At 50.9% G+C, this 19,897-nt stretch carries 19 protein-coding genes; 9 read left to right on the top strand and 10 right to left on the bottom strand.

Annotated elements, in window-relative coordinates; translation table 11 throughout:
• Positions 1-101: 101 nt before the first annotated feature.
• From ACF8PK_RS12840 to ACF8PK_RS12825, 4 genes are all read left to right on the top strand, one after another.
• Positions 102-962, top strand: coding sequence for an MBL fold metallo-hydrolase (locus tag ACF8PK_RS12840; protein ID WP_392441652.1), 861 nt, complete (start codon positions 102-104; stop codon positions 960-962).
• Complete coding sequence (locus ACF8PK_RS12835; protein WP_055465747.1) at positions 956-1,585, top strand: DsbA family protein; 630 nt, start codon at positions 956-958, stop codon at positions 1,583-1,585. Before ACF8PK_RS12840 ends, ACF8PK_RS12835 begins: the two co-directional genes overlap by 7 nt.
• Before the next feature lie 178 nt (positions 1,586-1,763).
• Complete coding sequence (locus ACF8PK_RS12830) at positions 1,764-2,684, top strand: homocysteine S-methyltransferase family protein (RefSeq protein WP_283513973.1); 921 nt, start codon at positions 1,764-1,766, stop codon at positions 2,682-2,684.
• A 4-nt stretch (positions 2,685-2,688) separates the two neighbouring features.
• A complete protein-coding gene (locus ACF8PK_RS12825) occupies positions 2,689-4,020 on the top strand; it encodes a basic amino acid/polyamine antiporter (protein WP_232659094.1) in 1,332 nt (443 codons plus the stop codon).
• On the opposite strand, the gene ACF8PK_RS12820 is transcribed toward ACF8PK_RS12825, so the two are convergent.
• The 5 genes from ACF8PK_RS12820 to ACF8PK_RS12800 all read right to left on the bottom strand — a co-directional run bounded on the left by ACF8PK_RS12820 (position 4,017) and on the right by ACF8PK_RS12800 (position 10,023).
• Positions 4,017-4,916: a DUF6279 family lipoprotein gene (locus tag ACF8PK_RS12820; RefSeq protein WP_154179616.1), complete on the bottom strand. Its 900-nt coding sequence runs from the start codon at positions 4,914-4,916 to the stop codon at positions 4,017-4,019. The two genes, ACF8PK_RS12825 and ACF8PK_RS12820, sit on opposite strands and share 4 nt — an antisense overlap.
• Positions 4,917-5,085: 169 nt before the next feature.
• Positions 5,086-5,970 (bottom strand): radical SAM protein, encoded by an 885-nt coding sequence (locus tag ACF8PK_RS12815; protein WP_143679941.1) that lies wholly within the window; start codon positions 5,968-5,970, stop codon positions 5,086-5,088.
• 226 nt (positions 5,971-6,196) lie between these two features.
• Positions 6,197-7,345 carry a glycerate kinase gene (locus ACF8PK_RS12810; RefSeq protein ID WP_392441649.1) on the bottom strand — a complete coding sequence of 383 codons (1,149 nt, stop codon included), beginning with the start codon at positions 7,343-7,345 and terminating at the stop codon, positions 6,197-6,199.
• A 34-nt stretch (positions 7,346-7,379) separates the two neighbouring features.
• Positions 7,380-8,732, bottom strand: a complete 1,353-nt coding sequence (locus ACF8PK_RS12805) for a GntP family permease (RefSeq protein WP_014257583.1) — start codon at positions 8,730-8,732, stop codon at positions 7,380-7,382.
• Between the two features lie 157 nt (positions 8,733-8,889).
• Positions 8,890-10,023 carry a sugar diacid recognition domain-containing protein gene (locus tag ACF8PK_RS12800; protein ID WP_392441828.1) on the bottom strand — a complete coding sequence of 378 codons (1,134 nt, stop codon included), beginning with the start codon at positions 10,021-10,023 and terminating at the stop codon, positions 8,890-8,892.
• Between the two features lie 175 nt (positions 10,024-10,198).
• On the opposite strand from ACF8PK_RS12800, the gene ACF8PK_RS12795 reads away from it, so the two are divergent.
• Positions 10,199-11,185: a 2-hydroxyacid dehydrogenase gene (locus ACF8PK_RS12795; protein ID WP_392441646.1), complete on the top strand. Its 987-nt coding sequence runs from the start codon at positions 10,199-10,201 to the stop codon at positions 11,183-11,185.
• A gap of 30 nt (positions 11,186-11,215) precedes the next feature.
• Here the strand turns inward: ACF8PK_RS12795 and ACF8PK_RS12790 are convergent, their stop codons facing one another.
• Positions 11,216-12,931 carry an ABC transporter substrate-binding protein gene (locus ACF8PK_RS12790; RefSeq protein WP_392441644.1) on the bottom strand — a complete coding sequence of 572 codons (1,716 nt, stop codon included), beginning with the start codon at positions 12,929-12,931 and terminating at the stop codon, positions 11,216-11,218.
• A gap of 90 nt (positions 12,932-13,021) precedes the next feature.
• Between ACF8PK_RS12790 and ACF8PK_RS12785 the strand changes: the two genes are divergently transcribed.
• Both ACF8PK_RS12785 and ACF8PK_RS12780 read left to right on the top strand, forming a co-directional pair.
• Positions 13,022-14,233 (top strand): MFS transporter, encoded by a 1,212-nt coding sequence (locus tag ACF8PK_RS12785; protein ID WP_392441642.1) that lies wholly within the window; start codon positions 13,022-13,024, stop codon positions 14,231-14,233.
• A gap of 28 nt (positions 14,234-14,261) precedes the next feature.
• Entirely contained in the window at positions 14,262-14,714 is a 453-nt protein-coding gene (locus ACF8PK_RS12780) for a GNAT family N-acetyltransferase (protein ID WP_392441640.1), read from the top strand.
• Between the two features lie 38 nt (positions 14,715-14,752).
• On the opposite strand, the gene ACF8PK_RS12775 is transcribed toward ACF8PK_RS12780, so the two are convergent.
• The 3 genes from ACF8PK_RS12775 to ACF8PK_RS12765 are packed head-to-tail and all read right to left on the bottom strand — an operon-like array spanning position 14,753 to position 16,917.
• Positions 14,753-15,439 (bottom strand): carbonic anhydrase family protein, encoded by a 687-nt coding sequence (locus tag ACF8PK_RS12775; RefSeq protein ID WP_014257589.1) that lies wholly within the window; start codon positions 15,437-15,439, stop codon positions 14,753-14,755.
• Positions 15,440-15,492: 53 nt separating this feature from the next.
• Positions 15,493-16,152 (bottom strand): response regulator transcription factor, encoded by a 660-nt coding sequence (locus ACF8PK_RS12770; protein WP_004727033.1) that lies wholly within the window; start codon positions 16,150-16,152, stop codon positions 15,493-15,495.
• A 24-nt stretch (positions 16,153-16,176) separates the two neighbouring features.
• Entirely contained in the window at positions 16,177-16,917 is a 741-nt protein-coding gene (locus ACF8PK_RS12765) for an EAL domain-containing protein (RefSeq protein ID WP_143679933.1), read from the bottom strand.
• Positions 16,918-17,249: 332 nt separating this feature from the next.
• On the opposite strand from ACF8PK_RS12765, the gene ACF8PK_RS12760 reads away from it, so the two are divergent.
• Together ACF8PK_RS12760 and ACF8PK_RS12755 are read left to right on the top strand one after the other, a co-directional pair.
• Positions 17,250-18,038 carry a helix-turn-helix domain-containing protein gene (locus ACF8PK_RS12760; RefSeq protein WP_154179609.1) on the top strand — a complete coding sequence of 263 codons (789 nt, stop codon included), beginning with the start codon at positions 17,250-17,252 and terminating at the stop codon, positions 18,036-18,038.
• Positions 18,016-18,492, top strand: a complete 477-nt coding sequence (locus tag ACF8PK_RS12755) for a hypothetical protein (RefSeq protein WP_238529629.1) — start codon at positions 18,016-18,018, stop codon at positions 18,490-18,492. The genes ACF8PK_RS12760 and ACF8PK_RS12755 overlap by 23 nt, the downstream gene beginning before the upstream one ends.
• 289 nt (positions 18,493-18,781) lie before the next feature.
• Here the strand turns inward: ACF8PK_RS12755 and ACF8PK_RS12750 are convergent, their stop codons facing one another.
• On the bottom strand, positions 18,782-19,867 hold the full coding sequence (locus ACF8PK_RS12750; protein ID WP_392441636.1) for a fimbrial protein: 1,086 nt from the start codon (positions 19,865-19,867) through the stop codon (positions 18,782-18,784).
• Positions 19,868-19,897 lie beyond the last annotated feature (30 nt).

Below are 19,897 nucleotides of genomic sequence, written 5' to 3'. Positions count from 1 at the left end.
TCGATTTAAGAAACAATGATGCTAATTATTCGCTATATATCCGAACAAGTCCAATCCGTACACTGCGCTCATCAACTCAACGAAGTGAATAGGACAACAACATGAAAACCACAATCGCATTAAGCACCACACTCCTGATGTCTGCTGGCACAATGGCAGCACAACCTTTGACGCTGGATATCTACAACGCCGATGGCAACAGTTTCCATGTCAACTCAACTCTGGTGTACGGTGAAACCGAAGCGATGGTGATCGACACTGGCTTTACCAAAGCCGACGCGCTGCGCATCGCCGCCAAAGTGGCCGATTCAGGTAAAACACTGACCACCATCTTTATCAGCCAAGCGGATCCGGATTACTACTTCGGCGCGGAAGTGCTGCATGAACTGTATCCAGATGCAAAAGTGCTGACCACGCCAGCGGTGCGCGCCACGATTGAAGAGAACTTGGCTGGCAAACTGGCTTTCTGGGCACCGAAAATGGGCAGCAACGCGCCGGTGAAACCGGTATTGCCGACGGCGTATAACGGTCACACCCTGAATATTGATGGTCGCACCATTGAAATCCGCGGCAGCGAAGGCGAACTGAATCATCGCCCTTACTTGTGGATTCCAGCCAATCAGGCGATTCTAGGCAACGTGGCCGTCTACGGGAACGTGCATTTATGGATGGCCGACGCGCAAAGCGATGCAGAGCGTCAGGCATGGACTCAGCAATTGTCTGACATGGCCGCGCTGAAACCGAAAATGGTCATTCCAGGCCACATGATGCCGGGCACCAAAACCGACAGCAGCGCGATCAAATTCTCACAACAGTATCTGGCTGATTTCGCGAGTGCGAAAGCGCACAGCAAAAATAGCCAGCAACTGATTGACATCATGCAACAAGGTTACCCGACCGCTGGCTTGCCAATGGCACTGGAAATCGGCGCGAAAGTACATACAGGAGAGATGCAATGGTAACGGCTCACTATATTTTTGACCCGATGTGTGGCTGGTGTTACGGCGCCACCGCATTGATGGAAACCTTGGCAGCGCATCCCGACGTGAACTTGGTGATGCATCCGGGCGGCATGATGACACGCCGCCCCTTGAGTGATGACTTTCGCCAACACATTTTGGAAGCAGACCAACGCATCGCGGGCCTCACGCGCCAACCGTTTGGTGACGCTTACATCGCCAGAGTGCGCAGCGGTGAAACCATCATGCTCGATTCGTACCTCACGGCGCAGGCGATTTTGGCCGCCGATATCGCAGAGCAATCACCATTTGCGATGTTGAAACGCATTCAGCAAGGGCATTATGTGCACGGCTTTGCGGTTGCAGAACGCAACGTACTTGATGGCATCGCTGCTGACATGGGCATCGACGCCGAGTCTTGGCAGCGCGCCATGCAAGCAGCAGAAACATCGTTGATGGCGGAAATCGAGCGCACTCAAATGCTGATGTCACAATGGGGGCTGGGCGGTTTTCCATCCTTGGTGTTAGAACAAGACGGGCAGTTCAAATCCGTGCCAGTCAGCCACTATTACGGCCGCCAAAACGATTGGCAAGCCTTGTGGCAATCCATCACCGCCACAGCCTAACCCACACCTCACAACGCACCGATCTCGGTGCGTTTTTCTTTTGATTGCTCCTACCCAAACGAACTTTTTTTGAATCCAATCACTTTTTCTGTTGAATCTGACTACACGAACCTTTACTTTAATAGACGTCTAAACGTCCTTACGTTTAAACATCTAATAAAAATAACGAGGTATTACTATGTCAAATCATGCTGTCAGTGTTCTCGACGGGGGAATGGGTCGAGAGTTGGAAAAACGTGGCGCGCCGTTCCGCCAGCCTGAGTGGTCCGCACTGGCAATGATCGAAGCACCGGAAATCGTACGGGACGTTCACCGTGCGTTTATTCAAAGCGGCGCCGACGTGATCACCACCAACAGTTATGCGCTGGTTCCTTTTCATATTGGCGAAGCCCGTTTTCACCAGGAAGCACAACTGCTCGCACACCGCGCGGGCGATGTGGCACGCCAAGCGGTTCAGTTGGAAGGCCAAGCAACACGCGTTGCGGGCTCTATTCCGCCGCTGTTTGGTTCTTACCGCGCCGATCTATTTGATGCATCGCGCGTTGCGGAGATTGCCACACCGCTGATCAACGGCTTAGCGCCGCACGTCGATTTCTGGCTGGCAGAAACGCAAAGCCTGATTGGGGAATCGGTCGCGGTGAAAGCGCTGTTGGATGCGCTGGATACACAACACAAACCGCTGTGGGTATCGTTCACCCTTGAAGACGCAGAGCCGACTGATGTGCCGCGTCTGCGCTCGGGCGAAACCGTGGCTGAAGCAATTCACGCTATGATCGCCCTCAACGTGAGTGCGATTCTGTTTAACTGCTGCCAACCCGAGGTGATTGAAGAAGCGCTCGCGATCGCGGCCAGCATTCTCAAAACAACCGGCGCGCAACAGATTCAATTGGGCGCGTATGCCAACGCGTTTCCTCCTCAACCAAAAGATGCTACCGCCAACGATGGCCTCGACGAGCTTCGCGCCGATCTCACCCCGCCCGCTTATTTGCTGTGGGCTGAAAAATGGCAACAACAGGGGGCGAGCTTGATTGGCGGCTGCTGTGGCATTGGCCCAGAGCACATCGCGACGCTCAGCCAACACTTCAGCCACGCTGGGTGATGGCATGCAGAACACACAAAAAATTGGTTTAACGGCGCTCACCGCGCTGGTGTTTAGCTCCATGGTGGGCGCAGGCATTTTCAGCCTGCCGCAGAACATGGCCGAAGTGGCAGGCGTGGATGCAATTCTCACGGGTTGGCTCATCACCGGCGTGGGTATTTTGCTGCTGGCGGGCTGTTTTCTTCATCTCTCGCGCTTAAAGCCGGAGCTGGATGGCGGCATTTACACCTATGCACGCACTGGCTTTGGCGACGTGGCGGGCTTTCTCTCCGCGTGGGGTTACTGGCTGTGCGCCACCATCGGCGTTGTTGGCTATTTGGTGGTGGCCTTCGCCGCCATCGGCGCATTTGTTGATACCCCCGACTCGGTGTGGTTTGGCGATGGCAATACGCTCCCGGCGTTCATCGGTGAATCCATCATTTTGTGGTCGGTGCACTATTTGGTGCTACGCGGCGTCAAACAAGCAGCGTTCATCAACCTACTCGCCACGCTGGCCAAAAGCCTGCCGCTGATTGCGTTTATCATTTTAGCGTATCTGGCGTTTGAACCCGCGACGTTCAATCTCGATCGCGCAGGTCGCTCACTCGACACCCCATTTATGGATCAGGTGAAAAGCACCATGCTGATCACGCTGTGGGTCTTCACCGGCATTGAAGGGGCGATCGTGTTGTCGATTCGAGCCAAACGCCGCGAAGACATCGGCAAAGCAACCTACCTCGGCGTGATCTTCGCGCTGGTGTTGTACGTGGCGATTACATTGCTCTCTCTCGGTGTGATGAGCCGTGGTGATGTCGCAGCATTGAGCAACCCGTCGATGTCTGGCTTGATGGCGCACATGAGTGGCAGCCTCGGTCAATGGATCATTAGTCTTGGGTTGATTGTGTCCGTGTTGGCTTCGTATTTAAGCTGGATTCTCTACTCCGCTGAAGTGCCTTGTACCGCAGCACAGCACGGCGCCTTTCCGCGCTTTTTTGCCAAGCAAAATGAGCAAGGCACCTCGACTGCATCCCTCACTCTGACCAGCCTGACCGTACAACTCTGCTTGGGGCTGATTTTATGGACGGGCGAGAGCTACAACACCTTGGTGTTGGTCTCTACGTCGATGATTCTGGTGCCGTACTTTTTGGTGGGTGCTTATCTGGTGAAAGTGGCGTTTGAACAACGCTGCCGCTGGCGCATCAAAGCCATTGGTTTGGGGGCCAGCGTCTATGGATTGTGGTTGATTTATGCTGCAGGGCTCAACAGTTTGGCACTCTCGACCCTGCTCTACATTCCAGGGTTGATGGTGTTTTTCTACAGCCGTCGTAAGCATCGCCAACTGGCGCTGCAACCTTAACCCTGTTCTTTCGTTTGCTCTGCCCTTTGCTTGGTAAAGGGCAGACGCGCACTGCTCTTGGCATCGGCATTTAGCTCCTGCGCCAACTGCTTCCAACCCTGCACTTCATTGCGAAAATAGCGCACTTGCTTGGGTGTTGCCAAACGCACAATCTTCACCACATACGCATTCCCGACGCCATCGTTATACGCCTGCTTGGCTTTCAGCACCGGGCTGTAATACTGCTCTGGCTCAAACAACAAGGTTTGCAGATGCGCGGTAAATCGTGCTTCATCATGGCGTTCATCAAGCAGCAGGCGGAGTTCATGGCGCAAACGGGTTTGAAACGCCATCCAGTCGTGGGGCGTCACCTGCACCTCATTCGCCCACTGCGTCACCAATGTTTGCTGCACTGGCGTTAAATCGCCCAACCACTGCGCCATCCGCTCGGAGAGACGTTCGACGTAACGGTTGCGGATCTCAGGCTCGCTGAGTCCCTGATATTTATCGGCGAATTTCTGATGGCGCTTGGCCACCCCCTGCAAAAACTCCTCAGCTTGCGCCTCGCTGAGGGTATTGGCAAGCTGATACACATCGGGCAAAAACTTCACCAGCAAGCGTTGGTAGTGCTCATTGATCAACGCTTGCTGCTGCTGGAGATCGCGCTCGGTAAAATGTGTTGGATCGAGCGCCAACCACTGCTCCAACTGGTCAATGTAGGCCGGTAACTCCGCGCTTTGATGCCACTGACTAAGCAGCATAATGCGATCGCTGAGCCGATCTTCCTGCGCGTCGGTCAGATCGACGTAATCTTCCAGATAGTCGATCACGAACCAGTCGATGTTGTGATACACAAATTTAGTGCCGCATCCCACCAGCAGCATTGTGCTGAGCAGAAGCGTTGTCCATTTCGCCATGCCGTTTTATCCCTGTTGCTTTGTGAGTAACCATAGTCACTGAAATCGCATGATGCGACTTTCGCACACGCTGATGAACTTATGGCGACATGGCCGAAGAAAGCAAGCACCCTCGTTCGATGTGCACTCCCTTGCGTCCACTCGTTGTTTTGTCGTGCGCTGCCGAGCGTTAGATATTGATTAACGACTCACGATAAGCACGCAACGAGCGTTCATCTTGGTGCGTAAAACGATGGATGGTGGTTTTGAGCATTTGTGTCAGCGGTTCATAATCGTCTGGCAGTGTGGCAATGAAGTTTACTGGGTTAGCCACGCTTTGCCCCAACAGCACCATCGGATTGGTCAACTGTTCTATCAATGACAGGGTTTCTTCAATTCGCTCCTGCTCACTCGATTCCACAAAACGTCCTTCCAGAATATCCTGATACAACAAAGACTCCGGTTGCACCGCGACAGACGTCATATACATATGTGTGGGATGCAGCTGGTTGAGCACCTGCGCAGTATGACGCGCGTTTCGTTCGCCATTGCCTTTTCCCGCAAGCCCGCCAAGAAAAATGACGCGATAAGCGATGCCAGCTTGTTCAAGTTTCTGACATTCGCGAAGGATATCGGCAGACGTGTAGCCCTTGTCCATCTGCGCCAGCACGTCATCATCGCCACTTTCAATCCCGATCACTAAATCGTTGATGCCTTCGGCTTTGAGTTGCTTGAGATCGTCAACGTCCTTGTTGAACATGCTATCCACACGCGCATACATGCCGATGTTGATGGTGGGAAAATAACGGCGAATCATTCGAGCGAGATCGACTAACTTGGCAGTTCTCAATGTAAAGGGATCGCCGCCAACTGCATAAATGCGTTTGGCATTGGGGTTAACGCGTTGCGCCTCTTGCAGATCGTGCTCCACCTGCTTTTTCGGTGCAATGCGATACGGCGTATCATAATAAAAGGTGCAAAAACGACAGGAGTTATGGGTACACCCGACCGTCACTTCTAACAAAATACTGTTGGCTTCATGGGGAGGACGGATGACCGGACCGGTGTAGTGCATTGCTGCCTTCCTTACTCTGATGAGTTCTCTGTGTTCATGCCACACCCGGCAGCGATGAACGTCGGTGATGTAAGAAAGCCGATCATCACTTATTCCTTAAACAGCAAAAAGACAAAAAAAAGAATGACAGTATGGAAAATAATTCCACAATTAATCCAAAATAAAACGGCACAACAGGGTGAGTGTTGTGCCGTTGAGGCAGGATCAGCCGCGCTTATCGACGGTGTCAATGAGCGCGTGACGGACGGGCGATATGCCACAATCGGGCGACGTTCTCGGCCAAATCAGCGAGGTTGAAGTCGGACTCTTTGAGCGCATCATCTAGCGTCATGGCCCGTGGCACCGCGGCAAACACGGCGTCGATGCCGCACTCATACACAGCTTGGTAGTTGTCACCCGTGCAGCCCGACAGTGCAATCACCGGAATATCAAACCGCTTGGCCACTTGCGCCACGCCCATCGGGGTTTTGCCATGAACCGTTTGACTATCAATGCGCCCTTCACCGGTAATCACTAGATCCGCACCATCAACCAACTCAGCCAATTTGACCGTTTCGAGCACGATGTCGATACCCGGCTTGAGCACCGCTTGCGTATAGCCCAATAGCGCCGCGCCCATACCGCCTGCCGCACCCGCACCCGCCGCATCGATGACGCTTTTACCGGTCGCGTGCTGGGTGAGGACACCAAAGTTCTTGAGCGCGTCATCTAGCAATGCAACATCCGCCGCGGTGGCCCCTTTTTGCGGGCCAAAGATGGCCGATGCGCCTTTCGGGCCACACAGCGGATTGTTCACATCGCTGGCGACCAGAATTTCACACTGGTTTAGCCTTGGGTCGAGCGCTTTGAGATCAATCTGCGCCAGTTCCATCAGGCCGCCACCGGTCAGCGCAATGCTATCGCCATCCCGGTTGAGAAAGCGCCCCCCCAATGCGGCCAACATGCCAACCCCGGCGTCATTGGTCGCGCTGCCGCCCAAGCCGATGATCAAGCGTTTCACGCCGTGATCCAGCGCATGACGAATCAGCTCACCCGTGCCAAAACTGGTGGTCAGTTTCGGGTCACGCTGCGCAAGCGGCACATGGTGTAACCCGCTTGCTGCCGCCATTTCAATCACTGCGGTCTGGCCATCGCCCAACATGCCATAGAAAGCATCAACGGGCTTGTTTTGCGGCCCTTTGACGGCGAGATGCACCAAGTGACCTTCGGTGGCATCCACCAACGACTGAACCGTACCTTCACCGCCATCCGCCACGGGCACGGAGACAAATTCAGCGTCCTGCCACACTCGCGCGAGCCCAGCATGGATGGCGTCACTGACCTGTTTCGCCGTTAAACTTTCTTTAAACGAATCTGGGGCGATAACCACTTTCATATCACTCTCCTCAATTAAATGACAACAAGACGAATTACAACAGGATCAAGCTCAATAGATAGACGACGATCATTGCTGTCACGCCCTGCACCAACGTTGCCATGGTCTGCGCGCGGTACGCAAGGCCAACACTCATGCGGCTAAATTGCGACACCACCCAGAAGAAACTGTCGTTGGCGTGCGATACCGTCATCGCACCCGCGCCAATTGCCATCACGGTGAGCACGCGGCCCATTTCGGAATCTAGCCCCAATTGGCTTAGCATAGGCGCCACCAAAGCCGACGTGGTCACCAGTGCCACCGTCGAAGAACCTTGCGCCGATTTCAATGCCGCCGCGACGATAAATGGCATGAAGATGCCCACACCCAGTGCCGATAACGTGGTGCCAAGGTAGTCGCCCAGTGGCGTCGCTTTCAATACCGCGCCAAACGCGCCGCCTGCACCAGTGATGAGCAAAATCGGCGCTGCAGCTGTAATGCCTTGGCTGATGCGTTCACCAAATTCCGCCACTTTGTTGTCGGATTTAAGCAGGCTAACCGACAAGAATAAACCAATCAGCAGTGCCGTCAGTGGCTGTCCCAAAAAGCTCAGCAACTCAAAGAGTACGCCTTCACCCAGCGGATGGCTTGGGAATTTCGCCACCGAGCCCAAACAAATCAGCAGAATCGGGACGAAAATCGGTGCAAATGCCTGAGTGGCGCTTGGCAGCTTGCCATACGACGCTTTCAGCGCTTTCCAGTCTTGTTTTAGGTGTTCTTCATGATCGAGACCATCTGGCTCTACGGCTTTGAAACGGTTCGCCCAGAGCATGCCGGCAATCGCCGCTACGGCTGCGACAAATACGCCCACCGCGATCACCAAGCCCAGGTTGGACTCCAGCCCGAGGTTGCCTGCGGCCGCAATCGGCCCCGGCGTCGGTGGCACAAAAGTATGCGTAGCGTAAAGGCCCGTCGCCAACGCCACACTCATGGCGACGCTAGACGTGCGCAGCCGTTTGGCGAGCGACTCTTTGAGCGAGTTAAGGATCACAAACCCAGAATCACAGAACACCGGAATCGAGACGATGTAGCCGATGATGCTCATGGTCAAGGTGGGGAAACGCTCACCGAGCAGTTTAATCACGGTATCCGCCATGGTGATGGCTGCGCCGCTTTTTTCTAAAATCACACCGATGATGGTGCCAAGCACGATCACCAGACCAATGTAGCCCAGAATACCACCAAAGCCAGAAGCGATGGTTTTCGCAATGCTCTCTGCCGGCAGTCCATAGGCAAACGCCGCGAGAAATGCCGCGACGATCAGTGCTAAAAAGGGGTGTAACTTAAACTTGGTGGTCGCGAGCACGATAAACGCGATCACTGCCAGCAGAATCAGGATAAGACTCATAATAACTCCATGTCATTTTTATCAGGTTCAGGCCTCAAAGCGGGCCTGTGTAGGGTGAGTCTATTATCCGAACTCTGCGCCCCGATTCCTTTAGGCAAGTCGCCAAATAAACAGGGTGAATCATTGTAACATTTTGTGCATGCGCACAAATTACGCCTCATTCTGAGATCTGACACGCAATATATAGTTCCACCAGCCCCACGAAACTTTGGGTCGAGATTCCGGTGATGTCGGTGATCTTATCCAACCGATACCGCAGCGTATTGCGATGGATATAGAGCGCGTTGGCGCACTCAGACAAATTGCCGCCACAGACAAACAAGGTGTGCAGCGTTTTCATCAGTTGACCGGAACGATCCCGCTGTTTGAGTTTGTCCACCGACTCACACAACTGCTCGCCCTGCCAATAATCGCGTAGCGGCGACATCAGCACCGGCAACCGCAACGTCTCAAACAGATGCTTGTGTTGCTTGGGGTGTTTTTCTTTGCCCAGACGCAGCACCTGTTTGGCGCTCTGGTAAGAAAGATGCAGCGCATTGGGGTCAAGGAACATCTGCCCCAGCGCGATATCGTAACCGTCGATCTGGTGCTCCCTGAGGCGAGCGATCAATTTATCAATGCGCAAGCTCTCATCATCGCTGGTCCAGTGCTCGGGATGTTTGACCGGTTTGAGCACCACAATTTCGTTCATCGACACCACTGCGACCAAATTGTCGCGCTCCGGATGCTCGAGCAAGTCAACCACCTGACGCACGCTGTCGACATGCTTTGCAGCACTTTGCTGGCGAAATTCAATCACCACCGCCACGCGCGGTTGGGTGACATCTAGCGACAAACGCGTCGCCCACGCCGTCAGCTCGTCTTGATTCAATTGGTCGTTGATCCAAGCGGTGATGAACTCTTCACGGTGGCGGCGATCCCATTGTAACTGTTCGACCAGCTCCGCTTGGTCGATGATCATCTCCGCACTCATTTTGACCAAATTGGCAAACTCACGAATTTCATCCGGCTCCCCCGTCACACCGACCACGCCCACGACCTGCGCGCCCTGTTTCAGCAGCATGTTGATGCCCGGCTTCACCCCTTTCAACGACTGACAACTGTGGGAATTGAGTTCGATGGAATCCCCATGCTTGAGCGCCAGAATGGCGCCATCATGCACATGGCCAAGGCGGTCGCGGTCACCGCTGCCGATGATGATGCCCGCGTGATTCATGACGTTGATGTTGTAGCCAATGATCGACATGGTGCGATCAACGATCTGCTGCGCCAAGTTTGCATCTAACATGATGTTCTGTCCTAATGATCAAATGGGTCACCGATGAGCTTATATACGTTAATCGTATGAACGTCTTTTTCAATCGCTGTTTTTGTGAGTACGCACAACACCGATTCGGTCGTCACGCCGATCGCCCGTTGCTGCGCAGACTTTTCGATGCTTCCATTCGTCAGTTAAGGAGAACCCGATGAAACCTCAAGTTGTGCTGTACAAATCCCTGCCCCCCGACGCGCTGCGCACGTTACAAAACCACTTCGATGTCATTCAATTTGATGGCGTTCATGACGACAATTTCGCTGCGTTTAAGCAGGCGTTAACTCAGGCTGAAGGCTTGATTGGTAACGGCGTAGAGATGACGCCTGAATTGCTTGATGGCGCGCCTAAGCTGAAAGCAGCGGCCACCATTTCGGTCGGCACCGACCAGTTCGATCTCGACTATTTGAGCCGACGTGGCATTCCACTGATTCACACACCGGGCGTGCTCGATGAAACCGTTGCTGATACGGTGATTTTACTGGCGCTCGGCGCAGCGCGGCGCGCAGGAGAAATGTCCGCAATGCTCAAGGCAGGTCGCTGGACACAGAACCTCACTCCAGCGCAGTTTGGCGTCGATTTTCACGGCAAAACGCTTGGCATTGTGGGCATGGGACGCATTGGCTACGCCGTCGCCAAACGGGCGTACTATGGGTTTGGCATGTCGATTTACTACCATAATCGCTCCATCAATGGAGAAGCAGAACACGATTTCGGTGCGCTGCGAATGTCGTTGGATGATCTGTTACAAGTGTCTGATTTTGTGGTGGTGTTGGTGCCGCTCAGCGAAGCGACGGAGAAACTGATTGGGGCCAAAGCGTTCAGTTTGATGAAACCCAGTGCGGTGTTTGTCAATGCCGCGCGCGGCAAAGTGGTTGATGAGCAGGCGCTGATTCATGCCCTGCAAACCGGGCAGATTCGTGCTGCCGGGTTGGATGTGTTTGAAACCGAACCCCTGCCCGCCTCGTCCCCACTGACACAGCTCGACAACGCCTTTTTACTGCCACATATCGGCTCAGCCACCACTGAAACGCGCCTGAAGATGGTGCACTGCGCGGTCGATGGGTTGATCGCCGCAATGCGTGGCGATTACTCGCAATCTTGCGCCAATCGACGCCAACTCGAACACCCGGACGCGTAACCCGCAAAACGCGCCCTCGGGCGCGCTTTGTTAGGGCGTGATCACCACTTCTGAAAAATCCACCCAGCCATTGGCCAGTAGTTCGCTGGTGGTCACCGATTTGGCCACCGATAAGGTTTGCTGCACATGAAAGCGCGGCAAATAGAGTCCTTTTTTGATGAGCTTCTTCTCCAGCGCTTGGTAAGCTTTGAAACGCTTGGCTTCGGTCAACGGATAAATCGCCGCCAACGCCTCGTGAAGCCACTGCTGCTGCGCCGGCGTCATGCACGCTTGCAAGCTGGTGCTGGCCAATAACCATCCTAACCACGACATGTCCGCGTCATCGCCAAACACTTCACCAGACAAAATGATGTCGGCGCGTTGCAGCGCAGCCGTTTGGCAAAATTCAGGAAACGGCAACACCGACACCTCACAGGCAATCCCCAACTCACGCAACGCCGTCGCCAAATGATGTGCATAGTCGATGTGCTGGCCCAACGCGTACGTCAGCAGTTGTAGGGGCTGTGGCGGTTTGCCTAACTCATCCGCCCATTGCTGCGCTTGATGAAGGTTTGCCGTCAGTCGCGCCGATGGCGACGACAACATCCCTTCCGCTTTGGCCACCTCATCTGCAAACGATGCGGGCACGCCGAGCGCATCCAGGATTGCCATCAGCTTCTTCCGGCGACTTAAACTGCCCAGCCACGGCGAACGATTGGCGTTGAGCAGTATATATTCGCAGCCCGCTTCCCATTGCGCTTTCTGTTCGTAATCGGCCGCCTGAGCACGCGGCTCCAGCAATGGGTGGAACAGGTGACTGTTGGGGGCAAACTCTTTGGCTTTGTCCCCGACATTCCACACCTCGATGCCATCCACCCACGGGCGATAACCGTGATAATACCGCGACACGTTCATCAAGGTGCGCCACTCCGTTTGCTCAACCAACTCAAATGGGCCGCTGCCAATCACTTGCCCTTCGCGGTCTGCATCCCCCTCGAGCCACAATGCGATGCCCATTGCGCCCGCACACAGCAGTTTGGGCAAAAGCGTCGCTTCTACCGAACTGATGATCTCAAGTCGGTAGCGATCATGCACCTCAATCGCATCAATCAATTGATACAGCGAACGATAATGTTCAGATGTGGTGACCAACCGCGTGAAGTGTTGCTGCACGGAGTGCGCAGTCAGTGGCTCGCCATTGTGAAAGCACAGCCCTTTGCGCAGGGTGATGGCCATGCCCCGTTCGGTGATCTGAAAGATCTGCGCTAAATCGCCACGGTAACCGCGCGCTTGCGTATCAAAACGCAGCAAGTTCGCATACAAATAGCGAGCAAGGTGTTGTTCGGTACGGCGAGTTATATCAATGGGATCAAGTGCATGTGTGCCGCGATAAAACGGGATTTGCAAAATATCGTCACGGTGGGCGTGCGATTGATGGCGCGCGATGTATGCGGCAATAAATGCGTCGCGTTGGGCGGGCGCAATCAAGCTGATCGCCATCGCCACCTTCCCCTCTTCAATCCAGCGACGGGCTTTGTTTTCCAACATCGGTTGCGGATCTTTGAGTAAGGTGACAATCGGGAAATTACCGCGCCCCACGGAAGATTGCCAACGGATGATGCCGTTGCCCACCAGTTTTTTCACCACCAACTGCGCGTTGCGTTTGGTGCACCCCAACTCCTGCGTCAGGCGATCCAGTGAGAGCGGCACCGGGGCTGCAACAACCAACTGGTCGCGCAAAAAAGCCAGTGCTTTCCAGTAATGCATAAAGACGAAATCCTTTTTCTATCTTTCTATTTTTATTCATCTTTTATTTTCGATAATGATTCAACAACTTCGGTTAAAAAGGAACCAAAAATGAATACGTTAACGGATTATCGAACCTCTATCTGGAAAAGTTCCAGTTTTGTCATTCTATTCTCTAGTGCTTTTTTTGTCGCTTTGGGAAGTAAAATATACGACTTAGCTCTCCCATTGTTGGTCTACGAACTCACGCAATCGTCCCACATGATGGGCTGGATGCGAGCGGTTGAATTTCTGCCCAACCTCTTACTGGCGCTGTTCATCGGCGTGTGGGTGGATCGCTGTGACAAGAAATCGTGGTCGCAAGCCATGTTGCTGGGGCAAATCCTCACTATTTTGCTCTCCTACTCGGCGGTGAACTGGATGGCGGAGCCGCTGTATGTGCTGTTTCCGTGCGCGTTTTTGATGATGGCGTTTAACTACGGCTATCACAATGCGCGCATGGCCATGCTCAAATTGGCACTGCCGCACGCGCAGCAAAATACCGCCACGGCGCGCATGAGTTCGCTCTACAGCTTGATGGAAACTGTCGGGCCGGTGTTGTCCGGCGCGCTGCTGTTGTTGTCTGAGCTGCATCAAATCTTTCTTGGTTTAGCGCTGTTGTGGTTGCTGGCATATTGGCAACTGAATCGCCTGACGTTGGAAACCCCTCAAGTGAGTGAGCACCCACCTGTGTTGCAAGCGCTGCGCGAGGGATGGCACGTGCTCTACCACGAAAAGAACATGTGGCGGATCACGCTGGCAGTGATGGTGATGAACACCACCGGTTCGATCTTTTGGATTCAGTCGATCTACGTTGCCAAAGCAGACTTATCGCTGAGTGCCATCGACATCGGCTATATGGTTGCTGCTTCAGGCATTGGCGGCGTGTTGAGCGCATTTGTCGCCGACACGGTACGGCGTCAAATCGGCCTTGGAAAACTGCTCATTCTCAGTATTGCACTGGAATCGGTTGGGTTCATTCTGCCCGTACTGAGCCAAACGCCAATGATGTTGATCGTGGCATTCTTCTGGGTCTCTGCAGTGGGTCTGTTTAGCAACATTTGTATCTGGAGTTACCGCCAAGAGGCATTTTCGCAGCAGCACTTAGGCCGCATTGCTGGGCTGACGGGCTCACTGTTTAAACTGTTGATGCCGTTTGGTTTGGCCGCATCCGGCTACTTAATGACACAGTATGGTTCAACGATGCTGTTCAGTGCCTGCTTCGTGGTGCAATTTGTAGTGGCGATTTTTCTGCTTTTCAGTAGAGTGAGAGCGATACCGTAATCGACGCGCGAACCACTGGACATACTCGATGAAGCTCTCTTTTCGCCCCGCCACCGACGCCGATGATGAATTTGCTTTTGAGCTCAGAAAGGCCACCGAGCACGATTTAGTGACGCAAACTTTTGGATGGGATGAAGCGTTGCAGCGAGCGCTTCATCGTCAAGAATGGAAATCGGGATTACCAACCCTCATTTGTGCCGACGACCAACCGATCGGCACCTACATGCTGCATGACAAAAACGACACACTCTATTTTTCGCGCTTTTTCATTCTGCCAGCCTATCAAGGCCAAGGCATTGGCAGCCAAGTTCTGCGAGACATCACCGAGTTTTCGAACCAAGCCAAGCGGCCGTGTTTGCTGTGCTACCTGCAAGGCAACCGCGCCGCTCATCTCTATCAACGCTTTGGTTTTCAGGTGTATCGCGAAGACGCGCCGTTCGTCTATATGAAATACAGCCCCGTCAGCGACACGGCGCCATAAAGCAGCGCCGTGAATAGACGCGCACCCTCAACGACCAATTAAGTATCGGAATGCGCCATCGAACGATGTGATGGGCTGCCCGCGTGCACCAAGCGGTCAACTAACGTGGGCGGCAGCGGCCGCGAATCATGCAAAACCAACCAACGCACGTCACCTTCGCAGCTCCGCTGCTCTCGATACGCCCCTTTGACGCACACGTAATCATTCGAAGCGGGCAATAATGTATCGATGGGAAACGGCTGGCTAAACTCATGGTTCAGCAGCCGATCTGACGAGAGGCTATCCACATAACGCTTAAACCGCAGGCTTTGCTGATCGCGTTGATACAGCATCGTCAGGATCATCAGATGCCCCGCGGCATCCGCGTTCACAAAATGCGCTTCCATCGTGTCACTGCCCTCGTCATCGTGGGTAAACGAGTCAAAATGCAGATGAATCTGCTGTAAGTGGTAGGCCGTTCCCCCCACATACAGTTGGTTTTGGCCGTTAAAGCCTAATACCAGCACATCGTTGGTTAAGGTGGAGGAAATCACCTGTCCGGCGTATAACCGAGTGATGGCGTGGGCATCTCGAATAACCAATTGCCCCAGAAAATCGTAGTCCAACACCAGCTCAGGGGCGCGTTGGGATGACTGAAAATCGTCATCAAAATGGTGAGGCGCTGGCGCTGAACATTTCCATAACAGCAGGCAGAGCGCGATGAAGGCAAGCGTCCAATTCTTCATGAAACGAGGAATCCATAGTCAAACAAAAACGGGCATCACACGTCAGGCCGCAGCTATCGCTTAATGCAATAACCGACGCCATAAATGGTTTCGATGCCAATGTCCGGAAAGTACTCTCTCAAGCGTAAAATATGCGTATCCACAGTGCGCGTATTGAGTGAACAGGAGTATCCCCAAACTTTTTCCAGCAATTCTGAACGCGAAAACACCTTACCGATATTCAGCGAGAGGAAGAAAAGCAGCTCAAATGCCTTTTTGGACAGATGATAACGGTCGCCTTTGTACCAAGTTTCCCAAGTCACGCGATTGATCGAAAAACCGACATCAGAAAACTCAACCTGATATCGGACCTCGCGATCTTTGGAAAACTTTCTGAGATGCGCTTTCACACGCGCATACATCTCGAGGCCAGAAAAAGGGCAATCCAGAAAATCGATCGCCCCGCTATCGAGCCATCTCACCTTGTCTGCGACCGTACACCCGTCACCGACCATCATCACCGGCACGTTTTTCAACGCCAGCAACATGGGCAGATCAAACGTGGACTGGTCTTTTTTCACATGCCAAATCACCAAATCTGCTTTTAACCAATCGGACTTGGCAGAAAAGAGTTTACGGTGATGCACACATGCGTAACCTACGATTTCAAAACTTAAGACCAACGCAGAAGCGATGGCATTATCTTGATCAATAATAAGAATATTTTTAGACAAAGCGACAACCTAGAAATGAATAGACTAAATAGTATTTTTTAAATTAAGCACTCGTATTTCCGCCCAATAATGCCCTTGAGCAAGATCAGCTTTCGTTGAGCGAACTAACTTCAAATCTTTTTCAGTTTCAATACCTTCGATCAATACATGGCCACAGAAATTTTTACTCTTTGCAATCAAAAAATTGAGGAGCTTTTTATTTTTTCTTAATGTCCAAAATGTTTCTTTATCAATTTTACCACCATAGAAATGAATCCCCGCGTCAATGAAGAAATCCATCAGGTCTTCGTTCAAATCATCAGCCCAGAGTTCCACACCCAATGCTTGAAGTTTTTTCACTTGATAACGCAGCTGATTGATTTCAATGGGTTCAAATTGATAGACATCGTGAAGATCCTGTAATTCCACAGAAATTGAAGTTGGAATCATGCCAATGGTTTTTATCTCTAAGAGCAAATCATTGGTTAATATCTCTCTCAATGGGAGATTGATGTAGATACGACAATTCGTAATGTCTTTAATCAACTCCAACTGATTAAAGAAAAGACATTTCTTCGTTGAATATTCCAGACGCTCAAATGAAGCCTCTACGTCAATATTCGGCTCACACACAGAAAGCATTTCATAAGCAATTGTGGTAAGGTTATCCAAATCAACGATCGGTTCAAACTTCAAATCATTAATAAATGGGACATCGATTTTTATATTGTCTATAGCTATTTTCACGTCATTGAATGATGTGAAATTTATGTTTGGATAAATCATTATTATATTTCACCGACCAATACTTTCTCATAACTGATTTGCCACCGTCATTGGCGCATATCGGCAAGCATCGATAGCAAGACGAGCGGCTTGGGATAAGATACATAAGAAAAACCTAAACAAATACATTATAAAGACATTTGAATAATATCTAGAATTTTTACCTGTTTAATTTAATTTTTTAAACAATTCATGCTAATATTTATGTTTGTGTAGCATTTATTATTAATATCAAAAATCATAATTCAAACGTATAAAAAACAACCACATCAACTGGTAACCATTTGATTTAATGCTATAATGTTTTCAGTTTACAATGTTGGAAAAAGCGAATGAAATTGCTTCTCAATCATACGGTCATCTATAACTCAAGCGATGGCACGCTCAAGCTATCAGATGCAGAATCCGATCATGAAAGCCTCACGCTGACACCAACCGCTAATCGTTTATTGGAATTATTGTCGAAACATCACGGTACACCAATGGAACGTGATGTTTTATTGATGGAAGGTTGGGATAAGTTTGGATTAAAGGGGTCGTACAGTTCACTCAATCAATATATTAGTCAACTGCGAAAGACGTTGCATAAATTTACGGGCGTGGATGATATTATTTTAACCATTCCTAAAGTTGGATTTATGCTGAACAGCGAGTTTCCCATTAAAAACATGGACCCGGAACCCATTGCCGTATCGGAATCAACGGCCAAAGCACATCATGCCCCCAAGAAAAAAGTTACATTCAAGAAATATCTATACCCATTTCTTTACACCAGTTTATTTGGCGTACTGGTCACGGGCACGACTATCATTTCCAAAAAGTTTTATCAAGATGCTTACCATATCGGTAAAATTGAGCAATGTGATGTGTATAATTTTAGAAAGCGTTCCGATGAAGGCATCGCCTTTCAATTATCTATTCTCAAAGAAGAAATGCAGAAGTTGAATATTCATTGTGGTAAGACAGAAAAAGTTTTTTTCCATAGTCAAAACAGCTTATTTTACGGTCACTCTGGTCGACTGTTTTTCTCTAAATGTTTTTTAGTGGATGGCAAGTTTTCTGCTTGTGAGAATTACTATTACTACCAATGGAAGAAAAATGAAAAAATTAATCACCTTTAGTTTAATCGCTTCAATTTCCGCTGGGTATCTTTACTATGATTATGATAAGGCGAGATATTTGTCTTCGACTTGTCGAGCTACGCTCAATTATTATAACAGCGATGACATTAACAATGATTTTTCCATGTATGCTGATATCGCCTTTACGTTCCATAAAAACAAAACGGGAACCGTGTTTATCTCGGGCGATGCTGTGTATCAAGGGCAACGATACGTGATTCATAAACGAGAGAATTTCAATTACGAACACATTGATAATAACAATTACACCTTCTCTATCAATCAATCAGAGAGTTTGTTCAAAGACGGCATTCAAAACGATATCATGGATAAATACTTACCCTCTTTGATTGTGGGTACATCGCGTTCCATGACCTTGGAAATGATCAACGTGAACACCCTGCTCATTTCAAATCGCTATGCCCCCGTTCTCACTTGCGTCATTGATCAATAAAGCGCCCTAAGGCGCTTTATTGATTCGAATTAAGTTTTCGTGATCATCAAAATAATAGTTATCTTGATAATCGATAATATCTTGATTTCGTTGTAACATTCGGTCGATTTTCATCTGCACGAATGGTTGATGCGGGCATAAAAACAGATTCTGATTAAAGATAAATACGCGCCCGTCAGACATACAATAGACACAGTTTTTATTAATGGAACAGTGGAAGTTTTTTCCGGTATTTTTCAGCAGTGCCTCAGCGACACAACGTTTGATATCGTCATTTTTATTCATCGTATTAATCATAATTTATCATCACTGTGGCCGTCGCTTCGACGCTTCCCTGCTGAGGTTTAGCGTCGTAGATGGCATACGCGGCGTAGATCGAGACTTGCTCCACGTCAGAAAAGATGTCGTCTTCATCGATGTCCAACACCAAATCAGCATCGTTCACCGCCGTTCGACTGTTCGAAAGTTTGATGGGGTGACCACTCGCGTTCAGCAGGTTGATCCCGACGCCAGTCGATGACGACGTCGTGCTGCGCAAGACCGTCTGGTTATCGTTCACGATGTCTCCGCTGTACAACCAAGCATTGATGTCATTGAGTGCCGTATGGTTGGCGCCACCGCGGCAATTAAAGCTCAGCACAAAGGGCGTTTTCGGCGACGTGCCGTTACGAATACTCTCAATGGAAGTTCTATCTAGCGTGATGGTTTGCCCTGGCACATTGCACGTCGTTGCCGTCGGCTGGTACACCACCGTCAGCTCTTCATACGCCAGCCATTTCTTGGTGCCCCAATTGCCCGTTGACCACGATTGATAAGCGTCAAGGCTGCCGTGTTGCTCTGAAGCCAACATCACCGTGGGAATAACCAGTTTATTGTTGGATGTTTCGAGGGAATAACTCGGCGCTATCGGCAACTTGCCAAGGTATCGGAACGTTAAACGATAGTTCACATTCGCCACTGAGCTATTAATGTTAAACAAACCAGCTAGGGTGGACACCGTGCCGGACGAATTCGACAACTGTGATTCAACCAACACCCATTCATCGACCCCCGAAGTTTTGTCGATGAAATGCAGGTAAAGCCCGCTATTGGCCAAACTTAAGGGGTTGATGTAGTAAATTGGATTGCTGCCAATCTTTTCGCACCAGCCATAACCGGTAAATTGCGCGCGATAAGCAAAGGAAGCGCTGGTACTGCCACTCATGAACATATCAGAATAATTGTACGAGCCTTTACTGGAAGGCCACGGCGTGCGAGCGTTACTAAACACCGATTGCCCATCAACGGCGTAGCAGGTATCTGCGGCGTTCGCCCAATACGGGAGCGTGACCAACACACACATCAGCGCGATTTTTCTTACGACCCAACTATTCATAAACACTTCACAATACAATCAAATTATCTT

It is taken from the genome of Vibrio sp. CJQ_6 (assembly GCF_043106745.1).
Taxonomy (GTDB): Bacteria; Pseudomonadota; Gammaproteobacteria; order Enterobacterales; family Vibrionaceae; genus Vibrio; species Vibrio furnissii.
This window is presented reverse-complemented; position numbering and strand designations above follow the sequence as displayed.

Coding starts and splice junctions, on each gene's coding strand:
- ACF8PK_RS12805 (WP_014257583.1), bottom strand. CDS start 8,732: ATGAGTCTTATCCTGATTCTGCTGGCAGTGATCGCGTTTATCGTGCTC.
- ACF8PK_RS12760 (WP_154179609.1), top strand. CDS start 17,250: ATGAAATTGCTTCTCAATCATACGGTCATCTATAACTCAAGCGATGGC.
- ACF8PK_RS12810 (WP_392441649.1), bottom strand. CDS start 7,345: ATGAAAGTGGTTATCGCCCCAGATTCGTTTAAAGAAAGTTTAACGGCG.
- ACF8PK_RS12825 (WP_232659094.1), top strand. CDS start 2,689: ATGCAGAACACACAAAAAATTGGTTTAACGGCGCTCACCGCGCTGGTG.
- ACF8PK_RS12840 (WP_392441652.1), top strand. CDS start 102: ATGAAAACCACAATCGCATTAAGCACCACACTCCTGATGTCTGCTGGC.
- ACF8PK_RS12830 (WP_283513973.1), top strand. CDS start 1,764: ATGTCAAATCATGCTGTCAGTGTTCTCGACGGGGGAATGGGTCGAGAG.
- ACF8PK_RS12790 (WP_392441644.1), bottom strand. CDS start 12,931: ATGCATTACTGGAAAGCACTGGCTTTTTTGCGCGACCAGTTGGTTGTT.
- ACF8PK_RS12750 (WP_392441636.1), bottom strand. CDS start 19,867: ATGAATAGTTGGGTCGTAAGAAAAATCGCGCTGATGTGTGTGTTGGTC.
- ACF8PK_RS12775 (WP_014257589.1), bottom strand. CDS start 15,439: ATGAAGAATTGGACGCTTGCCTTCATCGCGCTCTGCCTGCTGTTATGG.
- ACF8PK_RS12755 (WP_238529629.1), top strand. CDS start 18,016: ATGAAAAAATTAATCACCTTTAGTTTAATCGCTTCAATTTCCGCTGGG.
- ACF8PK_RS12780 (WP_392441640.1), top strand. CDS start 14,262: ATGAAGCTCTCTTTTCGCCCCGCCACCGACGCCGATGATGAATTTGCT.
- ACF8PK_RS12785 (WP_392441642.1), top strand. CDS start 13,022: ATGAATACGTTAACGGATTATCGAACCTCTATCTGGAAAAGTTCCAGT.
- ACF8PK_RS12820 (WP_154179616.1), bottom strand. CDS start 4,916: ATGGCGAAATGGACAACGCTTCTGCTCAGCACAATGCTGCTGGTGGGA.
- ACF8PK_RS12835 (WP_055465747.1), top strand. CDS start 956: ATGGTAACGGCTCACTATATTTTTGACCCGATGTGTGGCTGGTGTTAC.
- ACF8PK_RS12815 (WP_143679941.1), bottom strand. CDS start 5,970: ATGCACTACACCGGTCCGGTCATCCGTCCTCCCCATGAAGCCAACAGT.
- ACF8PK_RS12765 (WP_143679933.1), bottom strand. CDS start 16,917: ATGATTTATCCAAACATAAATTTCACATCATTCAATGACGTGAAAATA.
- ACF8PK_RS12795 (WP_392441646.1), top strand. CDS start 10,199: ATGAAACCTCAAGTTGTGCTGTACAAATCCCTGCCCCCCGACGCGCTG.